General features: G+C 38.5%; 14 protein-coding genes, 2 tRNA genes, 1 pseudogene and 1 riboswitch. Of the genes and pseudogenes, 8 read left to right on the forward strand and 9 right to left on the reverse strand.

Annotated features, from left to right (window positions below):
* The first annotated feature begins 27 nt into the window (after positions 1–27).
* Positions 28–1,197, forward strand: coding sequence for a monodechloroaminopyrrolnitrin synthase PrnB family protein (locus H5115_RS15020; RefSeq protein WP_182756107.1), 1,170 nt, complete (start codon positions 28–30; stop codon positions 1,195–1,197).
* Between the two features lies 1 nt (position 1,198).
* Positions 1,199–2,323, forward strand: coding sequence for an aminotransferase class V-fold PLP-dependent enzyme (locus H5115_RS15025; protein WP_182756109.1), 1,125 nt, complete (start codon positions 1,199–1,201; stop codon positions 2,321–2,323).
* On the opposite strand, the gene H5115_RS15030 is transcribed toward H5115_RS15025, so the two are convergent.
* The 4 genes from H5115_RS15030 to H5115_RS15045 all read right to left on the reverse strand — a co-directional run bounded on the left by H5115_RS15030 (position 2,307) and on the right by H5115_RS15045 (position 3,696).
* Entirely contained in the window at positions 2,307–2,795 is a 489-nt protein-coding gene (locus H5115_RS15030) for an RNA-binding protein (protein WP_024597153.1), read from the reverse strand. The genes H5115_RS15025 and H5115_RS15030 overlap by 17 nt on opposite strands.
* 307 nt (positions 2,796–3,102) lie before the next feature.
* Positions 3,103–3,195 (reverse strand) — tRNA-Ser (locus H5115_RS15035).
* 51 nt (positions 3,196–3,246) lie between these two features.
* Positions 3,247–3,337 (reverse strand) — tRNA-Ser (locus H5115_RS15040).
* Positions 3,338–3,555: 218 nt separating this feature from the next.
* Positions 3,556–3,696: a hypothetical protein gene (locus H5115_RS15045; protein ID WP_004335040.1), complete on the reverse strand. Its 141-nt coding sequence runs from the start codon at positions 3,694–3,696 to the stop codon at positions 3,556–3,558.
* Between the two features lie 325 nt (positions 3,697–4,021).
* Between H5115_RS15045 and H5115_RS15050 the strand changes: the two genes are divergently transcribed.
* Positions 4,022–4,888 carry a diacylglycerol kinase family protein gene (locus tag H5115_RS15050; RefSeq protein ID WP_182756111.1) on the forward strand — a complete coding sequence of 289 codons (867 nt, stop codon included), beginning with the start codon at positions 4,022–4,024 and terminating at the stop codon, positions 4,886–4,888.
* A gap of 40 nt (positions 4,889–4,928) precedes the next feature.
* Here H5115_RS15050 and H5115_RS15055 read toward each other — a convergent pair whose 3' ends face one another.
* The gene (locus H5115_RS15055) at positions 4,929–5,858 is read right to left on the reverse strand and encodes a DMT family transporter (RefSeq protein WP_182756113.1); all 930 of its coding nucleotides are present in this window, start codon (positions 5,856–5,858) and stop codon (positions 4,929–4,931) included.
* Positions 5,859–5,961: 103 nt separating this feature from the next.
* Here H5115_RS15055 and H5115_RS15060 point away from each other — a divergent pair.
* Positions 5,962–7,404 (forward strand): annotated as a pseudogene (locus H5115_RS15060) (PLP-dependent aminotransferase family protein).
* A 238-nt stretch (positions 7,405–7,642) separates the two neighbouring features.
* Here the strand turns inward: H5115_RS15060 and H5115_RS15065 are convergent.
* Complete coding sequence (locus H5115_RS15065) at positions 7,643–8,437, reverse strand: YggN family protein (protein ID WP_182756115.1); 795 nt, start codon at positions 8,435–8,437, stop codon at positions 7,643–7,645.
* A 387-nt stretch (positions 8,438–8,824) separates the two neighbouring features.
* On the opposite strand from H5115_RS15065, the gene H5115_RS15070 reads away from it, so the two are divergent.
* Positions 8,825–9,010: a PA3496 family putative envelope integrity protein gene (locus tag H5115_RS15070; protein WP_007579801.1), complete on the forward strand. Its 186-nt coding sequence runs from the start codon at positions 8,825–8,827 to the stop codon at positions 9,008–9,010.
* A gap of 118 nt (positions 9,011–9,128) precedes the next feature.
* Here H5115_RS15070 and H5115_RS15075 read toward each other — a convergent pair whose 3' ends face one another.
* The 3 genes from H5115_RS15075 to H5115_RS15085 all read right to left on the reverse strand — a co-directional run bounded on the left by H5115_RS15075 (position 9,129) and on the right by H5115_RS15085 (position 10,700).
* On the reverse strand, positions 9,129–9,626 hold the full coding sequence (locus tag H5115_RS15075) for a glutathione peroxidase (protein ID WP_182672468.1): 498 nt from the start codon (positions 9,624–9,626) through the stop codon (positions 9,129–9,131).
* Positions 9,627–9,699: 73 nt separating this feature from the next.
* On the reverse strand, positions 9,700–9,999 hold the full coding sequence (locus H5115_RS15080) for an AzlD domain-containing protein (protein ID WP_024597147.1): 300 nt from the start codon (positions 9,997–9,999) through the stop codon (positions 9,700–9,702).
* Positions 9,996–10,700, reverse strand: a complete 705-nt coding sequence (locus tag H5115_RS15085) for an AzlC family ABC transporter permease (RefSeq protein ID WP_004335013.1) — start codon at positions 10,698–10,700, stop codon at positions 9,996–9,998. The genes H5115_RS15080 and H5115_RS15085 overlap by 4 nt, the downstream gene beginning before the upstream one ends.
* A gap of 108 nt (positions 10,701–10,808) precedes the next feature.
* On the opposite strand from H5115_RS15085, the gene H5115_RS15090 reads away from it, so the two are divergent.
* From H5115_RS15090 to H5115_RS15100, 3 genes are all read left to right on the forward strand, one after another.
* On the forward strand, positions 10,809–11,465 hold the full coding sequence (locus H5115_RS15090) for a cytochrome b/b6 domain-containing protein (protein WP_182756117.1): 657 nt from the start codon (positions 10,809–10,811) through the stop codon (positions 11,463–11,465).
* 88 nt (positions 11,466–11,553) lie between these two features.
* A riboswitch (cyclic di-GMP riboswitch) is annotated at positions 11,554–11,641 on the forward strand.
* A 96-nt stretch (positions 11,642–11,737) separates the two neighbouring features.
* Positions 11,738–12,301: a hypothetical protein gene (locus H5115_RS15095; RefSeq protein ID WP_024589489.1), complete on the forward strand. Its 564-nt coding sequence runs from the start codon at positions 11,738–11,740 to the stop codon at positions 12,299–12,301.
* A gap of 141 nt (positions 12,302–12,442) precedes the next feature.
* A complete protein-coding gene (locus H5115_RS15100; protein ID WP_182756119.1) occupies positions 12,443–14,518 on the forward strand; it encodes a S9 family peptidase in 2,076 nt (691 codons plus the stop codon).
* The last annotated feature ends 21 nt before the right edge of the window (positions 14,519–14,539 follow it).

The following is a 14,539-nucleotide window of genomic DNA, read 5'->3' on the forward strand; positions in this document are numbered from 1 at the left end:
TAACTATAAAAATAATAGAGCACACCAATGAACACACATACCGCTATTTTCGATCACTGGATACGAACAGAGTTTGTCACTTTAAATAGTGAATTAGAGCAGCTTTATTGGCAGCAAACCGATAAAGCAAATGTAGAAGGAATAGGTGAGGCCTTAAAGCAACAATTAGAAAAAGAAGGCAACGCATTAATTAGTAATTTATTAGCCGAGGGAAACACAGATCAAGGCTTTGATAGCGCTTTTGACTTACTCGGTAACGTAGGATTATTTATGGCAGCGTGTAGGCGCCATGAAATTACTGAGCCAAGCAGAGAAACCACTTCACCGCTAATTGAAGCCTCAGCGCTTGCTATGCATATAGGCGCATCCATTGGCGTAACCCCTCGTTTTGCTACCGCCCACTTAACTACTCATAACAAAGCACTTAACGGTATTTATAAACGATTTACCAATTTACCTGATGAAAAGCTATTTCTTGATTACAACACCCAAGGTATTTTGGCCTATAAACGTGCAAGTGATGCTTTATTAAAAATATTGCCGTTAGGTATCTCACACCCCCTGTGTGGTGAGTTATTAAAAGTAGCAAAACAAGCGCTTATAGATGTAATTGAGTCAAATAATGCACTTTATTCTGAGCTCGATGCAGATCGCTTTTTTAACTGCGTTCGCCCTTATTATAAACCGTACCGTGTAGGTAAAGAGGTTTACAGAGGTGCAAATGCTGGTGACTTTGCAGGTATTAACGTGATTGATATGTTACTAGGGCTTTGTAGCGCAAATGAACCTAGTTACTCGCAAATGCTGGTGGATAAGTTTTTATATATGATGCCAGAGGATCAACAAATCCTGCGAGAAGCCATGCGTATGCAAAGCTTTATGGATGACTTTTTACAAGCAGAGCCATATAAAAATACAGATTGGTTTAAAAGCCACGCAACGTTATTTATTCAAGTGTGTAAATTACATGGCGACACTGCAGTCGGTCATCATAATCAACTGGTTGAAAAGTTTATTGCTCAGCCCTCAAAAAATATGCAACAGCAGCATATGAGCAAGGTAACAGCAAGTGGTCCGCCGCTTCATGTGTTACTTGATTCGCTCGAAAAATTAAGAGATAGGCGAGCCAGTGCCAAACGCGATGACATAAAAACACGTTTTGACGATCTAAATACACTTAAAGAATGGGTTAAATAGCATGCTTAAAAATGATTTTTGTATGGCCGACGGCTGTTATTTATTAAACCACTCGGTAGGGCGTCCTCTTAAAAATACACAGCAATATTTAGCTCAGTACTACTTTTTACCATGGGAGAGCTCAAATAAAGAACCTTGGCAACAATGGCTGCCCGCAGTTGAGCAATTTACTACCACGCTTGGTAAGTTATTTAATGCGCCTAGTTCGCAGTTTTGTCCTCAGGTTAATTTATCAAGCGGCTTAACAAAGTTGCTTATGTCGCACCCTCGATTACAGCAAAAAGATTGTAAAGTGCTTATGGCGCAAAGTGATTTTCCGAGCATGGGTTTTGCAATGCAAAAAGCATTACCAGAGTGCGCGCAAATCATATTTATACCTGAGCACGAAAACCTAACAGATATTAGTGTTTGGCAGCGTTATATAACTTGTGATATCGATTTAGTTTTTATAAGCCATGTGTATTCAAATACAGGTGTACAGGCGCCTGTGTACGATATTGTAGCTATAAGTAAATTAACCAATAGTTTATCAATAGTTGATGTTGCTCAGTCAGCGGGTGTTATACCGCTTGATTTAAGCGTGCTCGATGCGGACTTTATGATTGGCTCGAGCGTTAAATGGTTATGTGGTGGCCCAGGTGCAGCTTATTTATGGGTTAACAAAAATCAAATAGAGTATTGTGAGCCTAAAGATGTGGGTTGGTTTTCGCATCAAAACCCATTTGAGTTCGATATTAATAATTTTGAATATAACAGCAGTGCGCTTAAGTTTTGGGGTGGCACTCCCTCTGTAGCGCCTTATATTATTGCCGCAAATAGTATTACCTACTTTGCAGAGCTAACAGCTCACAAGGTAAGGGTGCATAACTTAGCGATGCTTACGCTTATTCATGAGCAACTAGCTGAATATGTTGCATCACCTATGAGTGGTGATAAATGCAGCGGGACTGTTATTTTGTTTTTTAACAAGCAACAAGACCATGTACTTACAGAGCTTAATAAAGCGAAAGTCAGTGTAGATGCTCGCAAATTTGGAATACGAGTATCGCCACATGTTTATAATACTCAAGAAGACGTTGCGCAATTTATTTCTATAGTAAAACGAGCGCTTAAGGGTTTTGGCTAAGCTGCTGCTTTCTTTGCTTTAATGACTCTATTTTTTGCTGCGTTTGACTAATTGATGCGTCGTAGGCTTGTTTTAATGAATTTGTTTTAGTTGCGATAGCATCAGCAATAGACGAAGCGCCTAAACGATTGGCCTTATCTTGGGTCATATAATCTATTTGTTGTTTTTTAGCTGCGTATTCTTTTTGGCTTTGTTCAATAGATAGCTCAAGGCGCTTTATTTCACGCTCTATTTGCTGAACCTCTAAGTAGTCATCAACAGAGGTATCGGTGATACCTTTACCGGGCGTAGAGCTTTTATATGCTTCAATTACATTTATATCTTTTAGAGTAATAACTTGTGCATCTTTAGCGCAAGGCGTTTGGCTAAAAGTAGGAACGCCCTTAATTACACACTTATACACTGTTGTACTTTGTGCCAAGGTAAAAAATGGTGCTGCCGCGCAAAATGATAGCAATATGAACCGGATCATAGCTAAACCTAAAAGTGGCTAAAGTTGTGTTAATAATGCCCTAAGTTATTACTAGGCACAATTTGTTTAGTTTTTATAAATTTTAGGCACAAAAAACCACAATTAAGTGGTTTAAATTAAGTATGGTCCAGAGGAAGGGATAGACTTGCTTACATCCATGTAATCAATCGCTGCGCGACGCTTGCAGCGGCCTAAAATGTTCCAGACATTTTGTCGAACCCTGTCGAAGGTTCTCACCCTCCCAATTTAGTATCGGTGTTAAATTTTAGGCACAAAAAAACCACAATTAAGTGGTTTAAATTAAGTATGGTGGAGAGGGAGGGATTCGAACCCTCGATAGAGCTACAAACTCTATACTCCCTTAGCAGGGGAGCTCCTTCGGCCACTCGGACACCTCTCCAACGCATAACCGGTTGTATTGATGGAGTAAAAAAAGCCACCAATTAAAATATGGTGGAGAGATAGGGATTTGAACCCTAGATGGGCTATAAACCCATGCCGGTTTTCAAGACCGGTGCATTCGACCACTCTGCCATCTCTCCGTGACGCAGAATAATACTTAGGTGATACCGCTGTGTAAATAGCAAAATGACTGTTTGCCTAAAAAATATACGTAAATGAGGTTTTTTTTGTAAATAAGGGGAAATTAAGGCAATTTTTAATAAAATAAATAGGTTGCAGCAAACAATGGGAGCTAAATAAGTGACTTCATTTAGTGGTTGAGTGTTCGCTGCACCGAAAAATAATCATGGTTGGGTGATTATTTATATTGAGCTGCACCGCTAAGTGCTAGTCTTTTACCAATCGTGTTAAGTTTAGCTAACATTCTTGCTTTACGGTTAGTTGGTTTAACGGCTACTTGCGCTGCTGCTGTTTGATTTAATGTATTAATTGGTTTCATTATTTTGCTCCGGTTGTATCTGTTGAAATCGCGTGCATTTTGCACGTTGTTTGATTGAAAATACAACGATAAAAATTGAGCCTGAGGGATTAGTTAAACTAATCTGAATTGATTTTATTAATATGCGATTCAGTAAGTTGCATTACTGTTTTTGCATAGCTATTTACATGACGGTTGGTTTTAACCCCTTTGATGTTGGGGTTTTTGGTTTTTTAATTTATTTTTATGCATTTTATACAATGTTTTTTGATTATTTATTCAGATTAAAAAAATTTAATTAAACGTTTGTTATCTCACTCTAAAATACATTGCTGGAAACAAAAGCTTGTCACTACTTATAATTATTAAACCAAGTATCAAAAAACAGAGCCAAAAATCATTGGCATGGCTTAAAAGTATCTGTAAAAAACGCAGCTTTTCTTATTGTATATTTACTACAACGGGAAGCTTTGACGATGACTGCGCTCAAATAAGGTTGTTACTGAGTAAATTTCCCAAAGTAGTTGCACTAGGTGGCGATGGTACATTGAACTTGGCGGTTAATGCGCTAATAGGGAGCAGCTGTTCGTTAGCATTATTACCTTGCGGTACAGGTAACGATTTCTCTAGAGGATTTAATTGCAAAGAAGATGATTGGCGAAAGGCATTATTTAATACACCGACAGCCATTGATATAGGAAAAATTAATAGCCGCTATTTTATTAATATTGCAGGGGTAGGATTTGATGCTCATGTTATTAAAACAATTAACGAGAAAGCTAATTTTTCATCTTTTGATTACAGTTGGACGAGTATTAAAGAGCTATTTTATTATCAAGCTCAGCAGTTGCAAGGTACGTTTAATAACGATGCTCGGCAGTATCAAAATTTAATTACTGTATTTGCTAATCATAAGTACTTTGGTGGCGGGCTAGAAATAGCGCCAAAAGCAGATTTAACTGATGGTCAGCTTGAGTGTTATCAAATGCGATCGGGTGGGCTTTTTTATAATGTAAAAAGCTTTATTAAGTTATTTTTTGAGCGTCATGAGTATATAAAAAACCTTACCTATAGTCGCTTAAATACAGCTTCCATAAATACTGAAGGGCTATTGATTGAAGCAGATGGTGAGCTGATAGGTAAGACTCCTGCAGTTGTTAGTGTGCATGGACAGGCCTTACTTTTTCATATGCCAATAAAAAAGCGCCTATAGTAAAGTAGGCGCTTTTGCGTTAGTTGCGTTAATAACGCGTCTAACTGGGGACGGAGCCACTTTTAGCTATTGCTCTATTAGCTAAAAAGGCGTTAATTCGTTTTGTTGGGGTAAGCACAATGGCGTTACCTAATAGCACTAAGCTAAACCCTGCAAAGGTATTTGCGTGCCATTCAAAGCTTTCAAAAAAGCTACTCAGTGTTACTGCCACTAACGGGAATAAAACAATAACGTAGCTGGCTTTTTCAGGGCCTATATTTTTTAGTAGTGCAAAGTAACAACCAAAAGCGATTACGGTGCCAAATATTGATAGGTAAAGTAGTGATAACCAGTAACTTGGTGGAGCATTTAAACTAAATTGCACATCGTTCATTAATACATATAAAGCTAAGCCTATAGCACTATATAACATACCCCATGCATTGCCTTGCAATACACCAATTTGCTTACGAGAATTACGAACGCTTACCATGTTGCCCAATGAAGCCACAAAGGTGCCACCAAGGGCAAGTAGTAACCCGACCAATGCACCGTTACTTAAGTCGAACTGCTGTAACTGTGGCCAAAACAGACACGTAATACCTAATACAGCGAGTGCGGCACCGGTATAAATTCGTTTTGAGATAGGCTTACCAAAAAATAGTCGAGTGTTAACTATGTTCATAACCAGCAGCATCGAGAAGGCAATGGAGCTCATGGCTGAGGTTAAGTAATTTTGTGCCCAGTAAAGCATTAAGTAATTTAAACCAAAGTTAAACAGAGCTAATAAAGCAAAAAAGCCATGATCGATTAATGAAAAGCGCATATCCGATTTTTTGTACGCTACATATAACCACATTAAAAGTGCTGCTATAGCAAAGCGATAAAATAACGATAACTCGACTGCAATATCACCTAGCTGAAATTCGATGGCTAACCAAGTAGAACCCCAAATTAAAACGGTTGTAATGTATAGCGCTGCACTTCTCATGGTTACTCTCCAAAGCCCGATTGAATGGCTATTTTAAGACCTATCTGTATACTTGCCATATACAGAAAAGTAAAAATGTAACCTATACAGATTTGGATGCGTGATGATAAGACAAAAAAATAGCCAGGGGCATGAGTTTCTATATCAGCAAGTTATTCAGTTGATCAGAGATATGAGCGCCCAACAGGTTTTACTCCCTGGCGAAAAACTTCCATCACTGCGTAAAATGGCAGATAACTTAAACATTAGTATTCCGACAGTGAAGCAAGCTTATCAAACACTTGAAGATCAGGGGTTAGTAGAGGCACGTGAAAAATCAGGGTAATTTTTAAAAGTCGTCAGCATGGCGCATAATTTACCTAAGCGAGTTAAATTAAGTCGCGAACCTGTTGTGGTAAATAAACAAGCCTTAATAGAGCAGGTATACAGTGCGATTCATCAAGCTAATGTAGTTCCTTTTGGTATCGCTAACCCAATTGCTGCTGCACCTACCGATAAAGCACTGGCCAGAAATATGCGCCGAGTAATGACTACAGCTGGCAGTAAAGCTATTAACTATGGACCAACAGATGGGTTTGTGCCGCTGAAAAAGCAATTGGTGCATCGCTATTTAGATTTTGGTATTGGTGTAAATATGGACGAGCTTGTGATCACCAATGGTGCACAAGAAGCCATGGCTATTGCACTTAAGTGTGTAACAAAGCCAGGCGATGTAGTTGCCATTGAGACGCCTTGCTATCACGGGATTATCGAGTTAATAGAAAGCCTAGGGCTTAAAGCGCTCGAAATACCACTGTGCCCAGATAATGGTATTTGGTTAAGTGATTTGGAACGCGCTTTAAATGAGCATGACATAAAAGCGTGTTTATTCTCGACTGCAATTAGTAACCCTGTGGGCAGCTTTATGCCTGATACAAACAGACAGCAGCTGGTGGAGCTACTTGAAAGTCATGACGTAGTGCTTATTGAAGATGACGTATATGGCGATTTATATTTTACGGCAAAACGTGGCACACCTGCTTTAGCGTACTCTAAAAAAGGATTAGTGATTAGTTGCTCATCTTTTTCTAAAACGGCAGCGCCGAGCTATCGTGTAGGTTGGTTAGTTGCGGGTAAATTTGCAACGCAAGCAAGGCGATATAAAAGAGCACTAAGTTGCTCTGCTTCGTTAATAAACCAATGGACGTTATCTGAGTTTATTGCCAGTGGTGAGTACGACCGAAATTTAAAAGTACTTAGGCAACGCCTGCGCGATAACAAAGAGCGTATGCGATGGTGCTTACAACAAGCTATGCCAAAAAATACACGTATAAGCGATCCAAAAGGAGGCTGCGTTATGTGGCTAGATTTAGGAGGCGAGTACGATAGCCAAACATTGTTTTTACTTGCGCTTGAGGTTGGTATTAGTATTACCCCAGGGCTTGTTTTTTCGGCCTCTAATAAATATAAAAGCTGCGTAAGATTAAGTTATGGTGTGCAATGGAGCGCGCAAATTGAGCAAGCAATAGTTACATTGGGTAAGCTTACTTTATTAGCTAAAAAGTAATACCAATCTGCTTATATATGGGGTCTATTTAACGTTAAGAAAATTACGCTAGAACTAGGCAAAAGTTTTTGTATCTAGTTGTTCTAAATAAAAAATTTTTAACGACGTTATAGTGCAATTTAATTAGTTAAATTGATCAAAGATTTATGCAGGTTGGTATAAGTTTGCGAAACACAAAAAAGCAGCATTTAAGTAAACTTAAGTGCTGCCAAAGGGATGTTAAATAACGTTTGCTGTACTAATTTTGTTTAAAGCTAAATAACTGGTAACCTTCAAGCTCAGGCACTTGCATTACTAATTGCTCTTCTTGTTTTGCAATTTCAGCAAAGTTTCCACATAAAGAGTTAGCACGTTCTTCAAGTGCGCTTGCATGTAGCTCTACTTTTTCTTCTATTTGTGCACCCATATTTTCCATACGTTGTTCAAAGGCATCCATATCACCGCCTGAACCAAGTAACTCAGAACCTAAAGCTACTAAAATACTGCCCATTGATTGCATCACTGCTGATTCAACCGCTGTTTCTATCTGTTGCTCAAATTGTTGTTCAAAGTTTTCGCCAAATTGATTAAAACTTTGTTGGCCCATCACAAATGTACCTTGCTGGTAAAATGTGTTTTCTACTTCGATTTTAATGTCATCCATAAGCTCAGACATATTATCAAGACCGTCAATATTAAATGCATTGCCTACTTCTTCTAATGCTACTCCGGCAATTTTAACACCCTCAAGCGCTATATTAGCTACTTCAGGTAATTGAGTGCGTAAGCTATCAGAGTACTTGGTTAGCGCGTCGCGCTGCGAATTATTCAGCGCTACAAGTTCGCCATTTACGGTTAAGTCACCATGGCTATTAAACTGCATGGTTTTATTGTTGGCGGTAAAAATTTCCAATTCGTTTGGCTTAATGCGCACATCATTTTTAAATTCGACGTTACATTCATCATTACTAAATGAAATTGCAGAATCGTTATCGTTATGAGCCATAGCGGCTGGCGTACAAATTAATGCGCTAACTAATAGTAATTTTTTCATGTTTGTTCTCTACTTTTTGTTGATGACGATTAATTAATAACAAGTTTGATGCCAGTTTTATTTTTTAATATAAAACATATGGTTAACTGTTTTTGTTTGTTTTTTAGTAAATGAAATCAATTAATAAATAACTATTTTTTAGTCAAATTGGCTAACTAATAAAAATTAATAAATTTTATTTATCGATACGATAAAAAACTCTCACTTTCCTCAATTCAAATTTAGCGCTATTTATTCACATTACTGACATGAAGACTATTTACAGTAGTCACGTGGCTTTATTTTGATGTTAATTTGCACAGCATTTTGACGTTAAACATTTTAATTTTACCGACTATTGCGATAATAAAATCCTTGGTTGGTCTCAAACACTTTATGGAGTGGGTTGTGGGTAAGACATTTAGTTACGATGCGCTAGATGACGATTTTGTTGAAGACGAGTACGAAATGCTCGGCCGTAATCAACACGATAAGAACAAGCAAAAGGTTAAAAAGAAGTTGGAAGACTACCTTGAGCAAAAACGCTTGCGTAAAAATCTAGGCGAAGACGATTTAAGCGATTACACCGATTAAATTTCACTAGTATAAATAAAATACCAATTAATATTGAGAGTTTAAATGTGCAGTTATGCGTATGTTTAAGTTTCAATAGTATTGGCAATAAAGAGGCCTTGCGCCTCTTTATTACTTTTTAAAGCGTGCTTTTAGCCTGTGCTAAAGCTTTTTGAATTGTAAGTTCTAGCTTTTCGGGTTTAGTAAAAGGTGCATAACGTTTAATTGGCGTGCCATCTGCGGCAATTAAAAATTTAGTAAAATTCCACTTTATTTTACGTGTTAAAAAACCAGGTAAAGCCGATTTTAAATAACGAAAGACTGGGTGAGCATGCTTACCGTTTACATCTACTTTGGCCGCCATTAAAAAACTCACACCAAAATTAATTAAACACCCTTGCTCTATCTGTGTAGCGTCGCCGGGTTCTTGCTGACCAAATTGATTACACGGAAACCCTAAAATAACTAAACCTTGGCTGGCATATTTATTATGCAAAGCTTGAAGCGACTCGTATTGGTAGGTAAATCCACATTTACTTGCGGTATTAACAATAAGCGCAACCTTACCTTCAAAATCACTAAAGTTAATAGGTTGACCCTGCAAGCTTGTTGCGCTTAATTGATGGAATTTGTGCATATTGGCGTCTTTTTTATTATTGTTATCGGTATTTTAACCTGAGTACAGTATTTCATAAAGTATAAAGAGCGCTCTAATTTAAAATCAGAAATAGCCCCATACCGGCAAGCGTAGTGTAATAAATATTATGTGTTTTATAGGCAACAATGATGGCGACTATCGCTGCGCTTAAATAAGGGTTTTGCCAGTCTAAGTTAATGCCATCTTCATTCAAAAACACGATAGGCACCCAAATTGCTGTAAGCACCGCAGGTGCACTAAAGCTTAAAAATTGCTGCATTTTAGGACCTACTTTAAACGGTAAAGCGCGGTGCAAAAATAAATAACGCGTAAAAAATGTAATGCACGCCATGAGTAAAATAGTTGTCATCATAGCGTTGCTTCCTTTTTAGCGGTTAGCCTTGCTGTGCTGTAACCTGCGGCCATTGCCAGCAGCGCTGAGCAAACAAGCCATAATTCAAATCCGGTACTTTTTAAAAGCGTTGCGCTAACACCAGCTACAATTACTGTAACGAGTGAGGCCAAGTTTTTGATCCCCGGAATAACCAACGCGATAAACGTGGCAGCAATCGCAAAGTCGAGCCCTAAATTAGTTAAATCGGGCAGCATTGTACCCGCTACAATGCCAATTAATGTCCAAATATTCCATGCAATATAAAAGCTAAAACCAGCGCTTAATGCGTATATTAAACGTGTTTTTGTTCTATATGCTTTTCGGTGATGAGAAAACGCAAACAGCTCGTCGGTTAAAACAAAGCTCACCGGTAAGCGCCAACGCATAGGTTGATCAATGACCTTATGACGCACAGCTAAACCGTATAAAAAGTGCCGAGAGCTAATAATAAATGTTGTGAATAAAATTGTGAGCAATGGTGTGTTGCCCGCCATAAGTTCAATCGCAACAAGCTGTGCAGAGCCTGCAAATACTAATAACGACATTGCTTGGGTTTCAAAGGCGCTAAAACCATTTTGAATCGCTAAAGAGCCGCATAAAATACCCCAAGGAACAACGGCTAAACACAGTGGTAGCATATCTAAAAAGCCTTTTAAAATAGCTTTTTTAACTGGTTGCATGATATTTACTCTCACGGCTTGTAGAATGGCTCATAAGGATACCTTAATATTATGATGTTAAAGTAGTTAACAAATTAAATAATACTGTTTTTTTTAAGGATAGGCACAATGACGACGTTAAAAGTGTGGGATGGGTTTATTAGGTGCTTTCATTGGTTTTTGGTTGTAAGCATTGCAGTGCTTTATTTTAGTATTGAAGAGGGCATGATTGAGCTTCACTTTGTCGCTGGTTTTTTTACTTTAGCACTTATAGTAACACGTTTAATATGGGGTGTTATTGGTAGTAAAACCGCGAGATTAAGTGGGTTACTGCACTCTCCTGGTGCTATTTTAAAGGCGCTAAAAACACCAAGCGAATCGTTAGGCCATTCAGCACCCGGTAGCTGTATGGTGATAGTGTTTTTTATATTAATCATAACGCAACTTGTAAGTGGCTTAATGAGCAGTGATGGTATTTTAACTGACGGGCCGCTTGCTCAATATGTGTCTAGCGATACGATTGATTTTGCTAATTGGCTACATGAGCTGAATTTTGACATTTTACTTTATGCTATTGGCTTGCACGTATTAGCTATTATCATTTATAGAATAAAAGGCAAACCGCTAGTGAAGGCGATGATCACAGGCTCAAAAGAGTTAAAAGCGGATGACTCTGAGGCTAAAGTAACAAAAGCGTCTTGGCCTGCGTGGTTAATATTTATATCTTTGTTGGTGTTGCTGGTATTTACGTGGGCGAAAGAGCCTTTAACTTATTTGTTTAGTTAAAAATACATTAAACCAACCTTAAAGGGTTGGTTTTTGTTTTTGGTTACATTCTTTTGTTTGATTGTTATGCGGGGTCGAATTATAATCGCCGCATTGCTGGCAAACTAGCCGAAAGGTTAGGACGCAAAGTTTCCGGTCTAAGGCTTTTTAAAAGCTATGGTAGCGGGACTACTGCATAACGTGTTGTTATGTATCACTTGCCCTCAGTGTATTTTTTGTGTATCCATAGTGTATGGATAAGATTTTGTAACTCTTAAGGTGTTGCCGTGTTTATGCATACGTCGTTGGCCTGTGGAAAGTGGTCAACAATAGGTTGCTTAAATCATCATACCCAATTATTTATTGGTGATGTGGTGAGTGTAACCTTTTACGACATGCAAGGAGAGCTGGTTAGTTTATCATTTGATTACAAGATCACCTCGCTTGAGCAAGGTGAGCCTCACGCATGGCCACGTTTAGTTGCCGAGCATATTAATGTGCATGTTCCTCTTGTTAGCGCAGGTAAAATGACCGAACAGGGTTTAATTGTAGCCTATAGAAATAATGAAATTTTTGCTTTGCAAAGCAGTGGTATATGTAAAGCACACGTCGACTTTCATTGTATTGCAAAATGCGATGAGCGTGTTGTTAATAACCTTGATACTTATGATTACGTGTACCCTGAAAATTGTGAAAACTATAATGCGGGTACAAAGGTATTGCAGCCAAAAACTGGGCATGTATATCAATGCAGGCCTTGGCCATTTAATGAGTTTTGCCGCGCGAGTGACGATAAAAAGTTTATGTTCGAGCCCGGTATTGGACAAAGTTGGGCTATGGCTTGGCAGCAAATATAAGGCTCAAGTGAATTATCTTCCCAAAGGTATAGCGGTTTTAGTAATGAAGCGTTTACCGTTTTAGCCCATCCAACTATTGGATGGGCTTTTTTATTTTTATGATAAACTGCAAATCACATTATTTTTTTAATTGGTTTTGTTGTGTCTCGTCCTGACTACTCTTTAAGTTTATTACCTAATTTCCCGATTGCTAAACAGCAAGCCCATACATTAAGTACCCACAATAAAATACGTACCGATAATTACTATTGGATGCGCGATGACGATCGCCAAGATGAGCAAGTACTTGCACATTTACATGCTGAAAATGCGTACTGCGATGAACAGTTAGCTGCTATGAAGCCACTACAAAATACACTTTTTGAAGAGTTAAAAGCACGCATTGTAAAAGATGACAATTCGGTACCCGTTAAAGACGGGAAATACTGGTATCACTCAGAAGTTCGTGGTGATGATGAATACTCGCGTCATTATAGAAGTACAAGCATAAAGGCTGATAATAAAGAGCTTTTACTTGATGTGAATGTATTAGCTGAAGGATTTGAGTTTTTTGAGCTAGGAGAGGTCGCCCTCAGCCCATGTGAGCAGTTTATGGCTTACTCTGAAGATACTGAAGGTCGTCGTATTTATAATGTTCGCTTTAAAAGCTTAGCGACCGGTGAAATGCTACCTGATGTACTTGAAAATACAGAAGGGCAAATTGTTTGGGCTAACGACAATAAAACTGTTTTTTATGTAAAAAAAGATTTAAAAACGCTATTAGGATACCAAGTATTTAGGCATGAGCTTGGCAGCGAGCAAAGCCAAGACGTAATGGTTTACGAAGAGAAAGACAGCAGCTTTTTTATGGGACTTGGTAAAAGCCGCGATGAAAGCTTAATTATTATTGATTTAGCATCGACAGAGACCAACGATACATGGGTGCTTGATGCTAATAAGCCCACTGGCGAATTTAAAGCATTAATGCCGCGTGAAAATGGCCACGAGTTTGACGTAGATAAGCTAGGTGACACATTTTATATTGTGACTAACTGGCAAGCTAAAAACTTTAGATTAATGACGGCAACAAACGAAACGATTGCTGATAAAACACTATGGTTTGAGCATACCGCTCACAGAGAAAATGTCCTGCTTGAAGGTGTCGAGTTATTTAATGACTTTTTAGTATTGAGTGAACGCGAACAAGGGCAAGCTCGATTTGTAGTTGTTAATAGGCAAGGGGATCGTATGGCACTTGAGTTTGCCGATCCTTGTTATTATGCTGCAATAGCAATGAACCCAGAGCCAGACACTCGCACTGCGCGTATTTATTACTCAAGCTTAACAACACCAGGTTCGTTATATGACGTTGATTTAGCAACCGGCGAAAAAACACTACTTAAACAGCAAAAAGTACTCGGTAGTTTTAATGCCGATGACTATCAGTCGGAGCGATTAATGGTAACTGCTCGCGACGGAGTTAAAGTGCCCGTATCGGTTGTTTATCGAAAAGACTGCTTTAAAAAAGATGGCACAAATCCGTTATTTCAATACGGCTATGGCGCCTATGGCTATACGATTGATCCTAGTTTTTCTAGTTCGTCATTGAGCTTGCTCGATCGTGGTTTTGTTTATGTAATAGCACATGTTCGCGGCTCTGAAATGCTAGGTCGTCAGTGGTACGAACAAGGTAAAAAAGAGCATAAACAAAATAGCTTTAGTGACTTTATTGACGTGACAAAAGCACTTGTTGCGCAAAACTATTGTGATAGCAGCAAGGTGTTTGCCTCAGGCGGCAGTGCAGGTGGTTTATTGATGGGGGCAGTTGTAAACCAAGCACCAGAGTTATATTGCGGTGTTGGCTGCCATGTACCATTTTTAGACGTATTAACCACGATGCTTGATGAGAGTATCCCGCTCACAACAAATGAATACGATGAATGGGGTAATCCAAATGAGCCTCAGTTTTATGATGTAATTGAAGCTTACTCGCCGTATGACAATATTCGTGCACAAAACTATCCGAACATACTAGTTACTACCGGCCTTCATGACTCACAAGTGCAGTATTGGGAGCCTATGAAGTGGGTTGCAAAAATGCGAGAGCTTAAAACAGATAGTAATATTTTAGTATTTAAAACCGATATGGATGCAGGGCACGGTGGTGCATCAGGTCGCTTTAAAAGTTTAGAGGAAAAAGCACTCGAAATGGCCTTTTTTATTGCTTTATTAAATTAACTGCAAAATCAGAAAATTGTA

This window comes from Pseudoalteromonas sp. SR44-2, from assembly GCF_014163745.1.
Taxonomy (GTDB): Bacteria; Pseudomonadota; Gammaproteobacteria; order Enterobacterales; family Alteromonadaceae; genus Pseudoalteromonas; species Pseudoalteromonas distincta.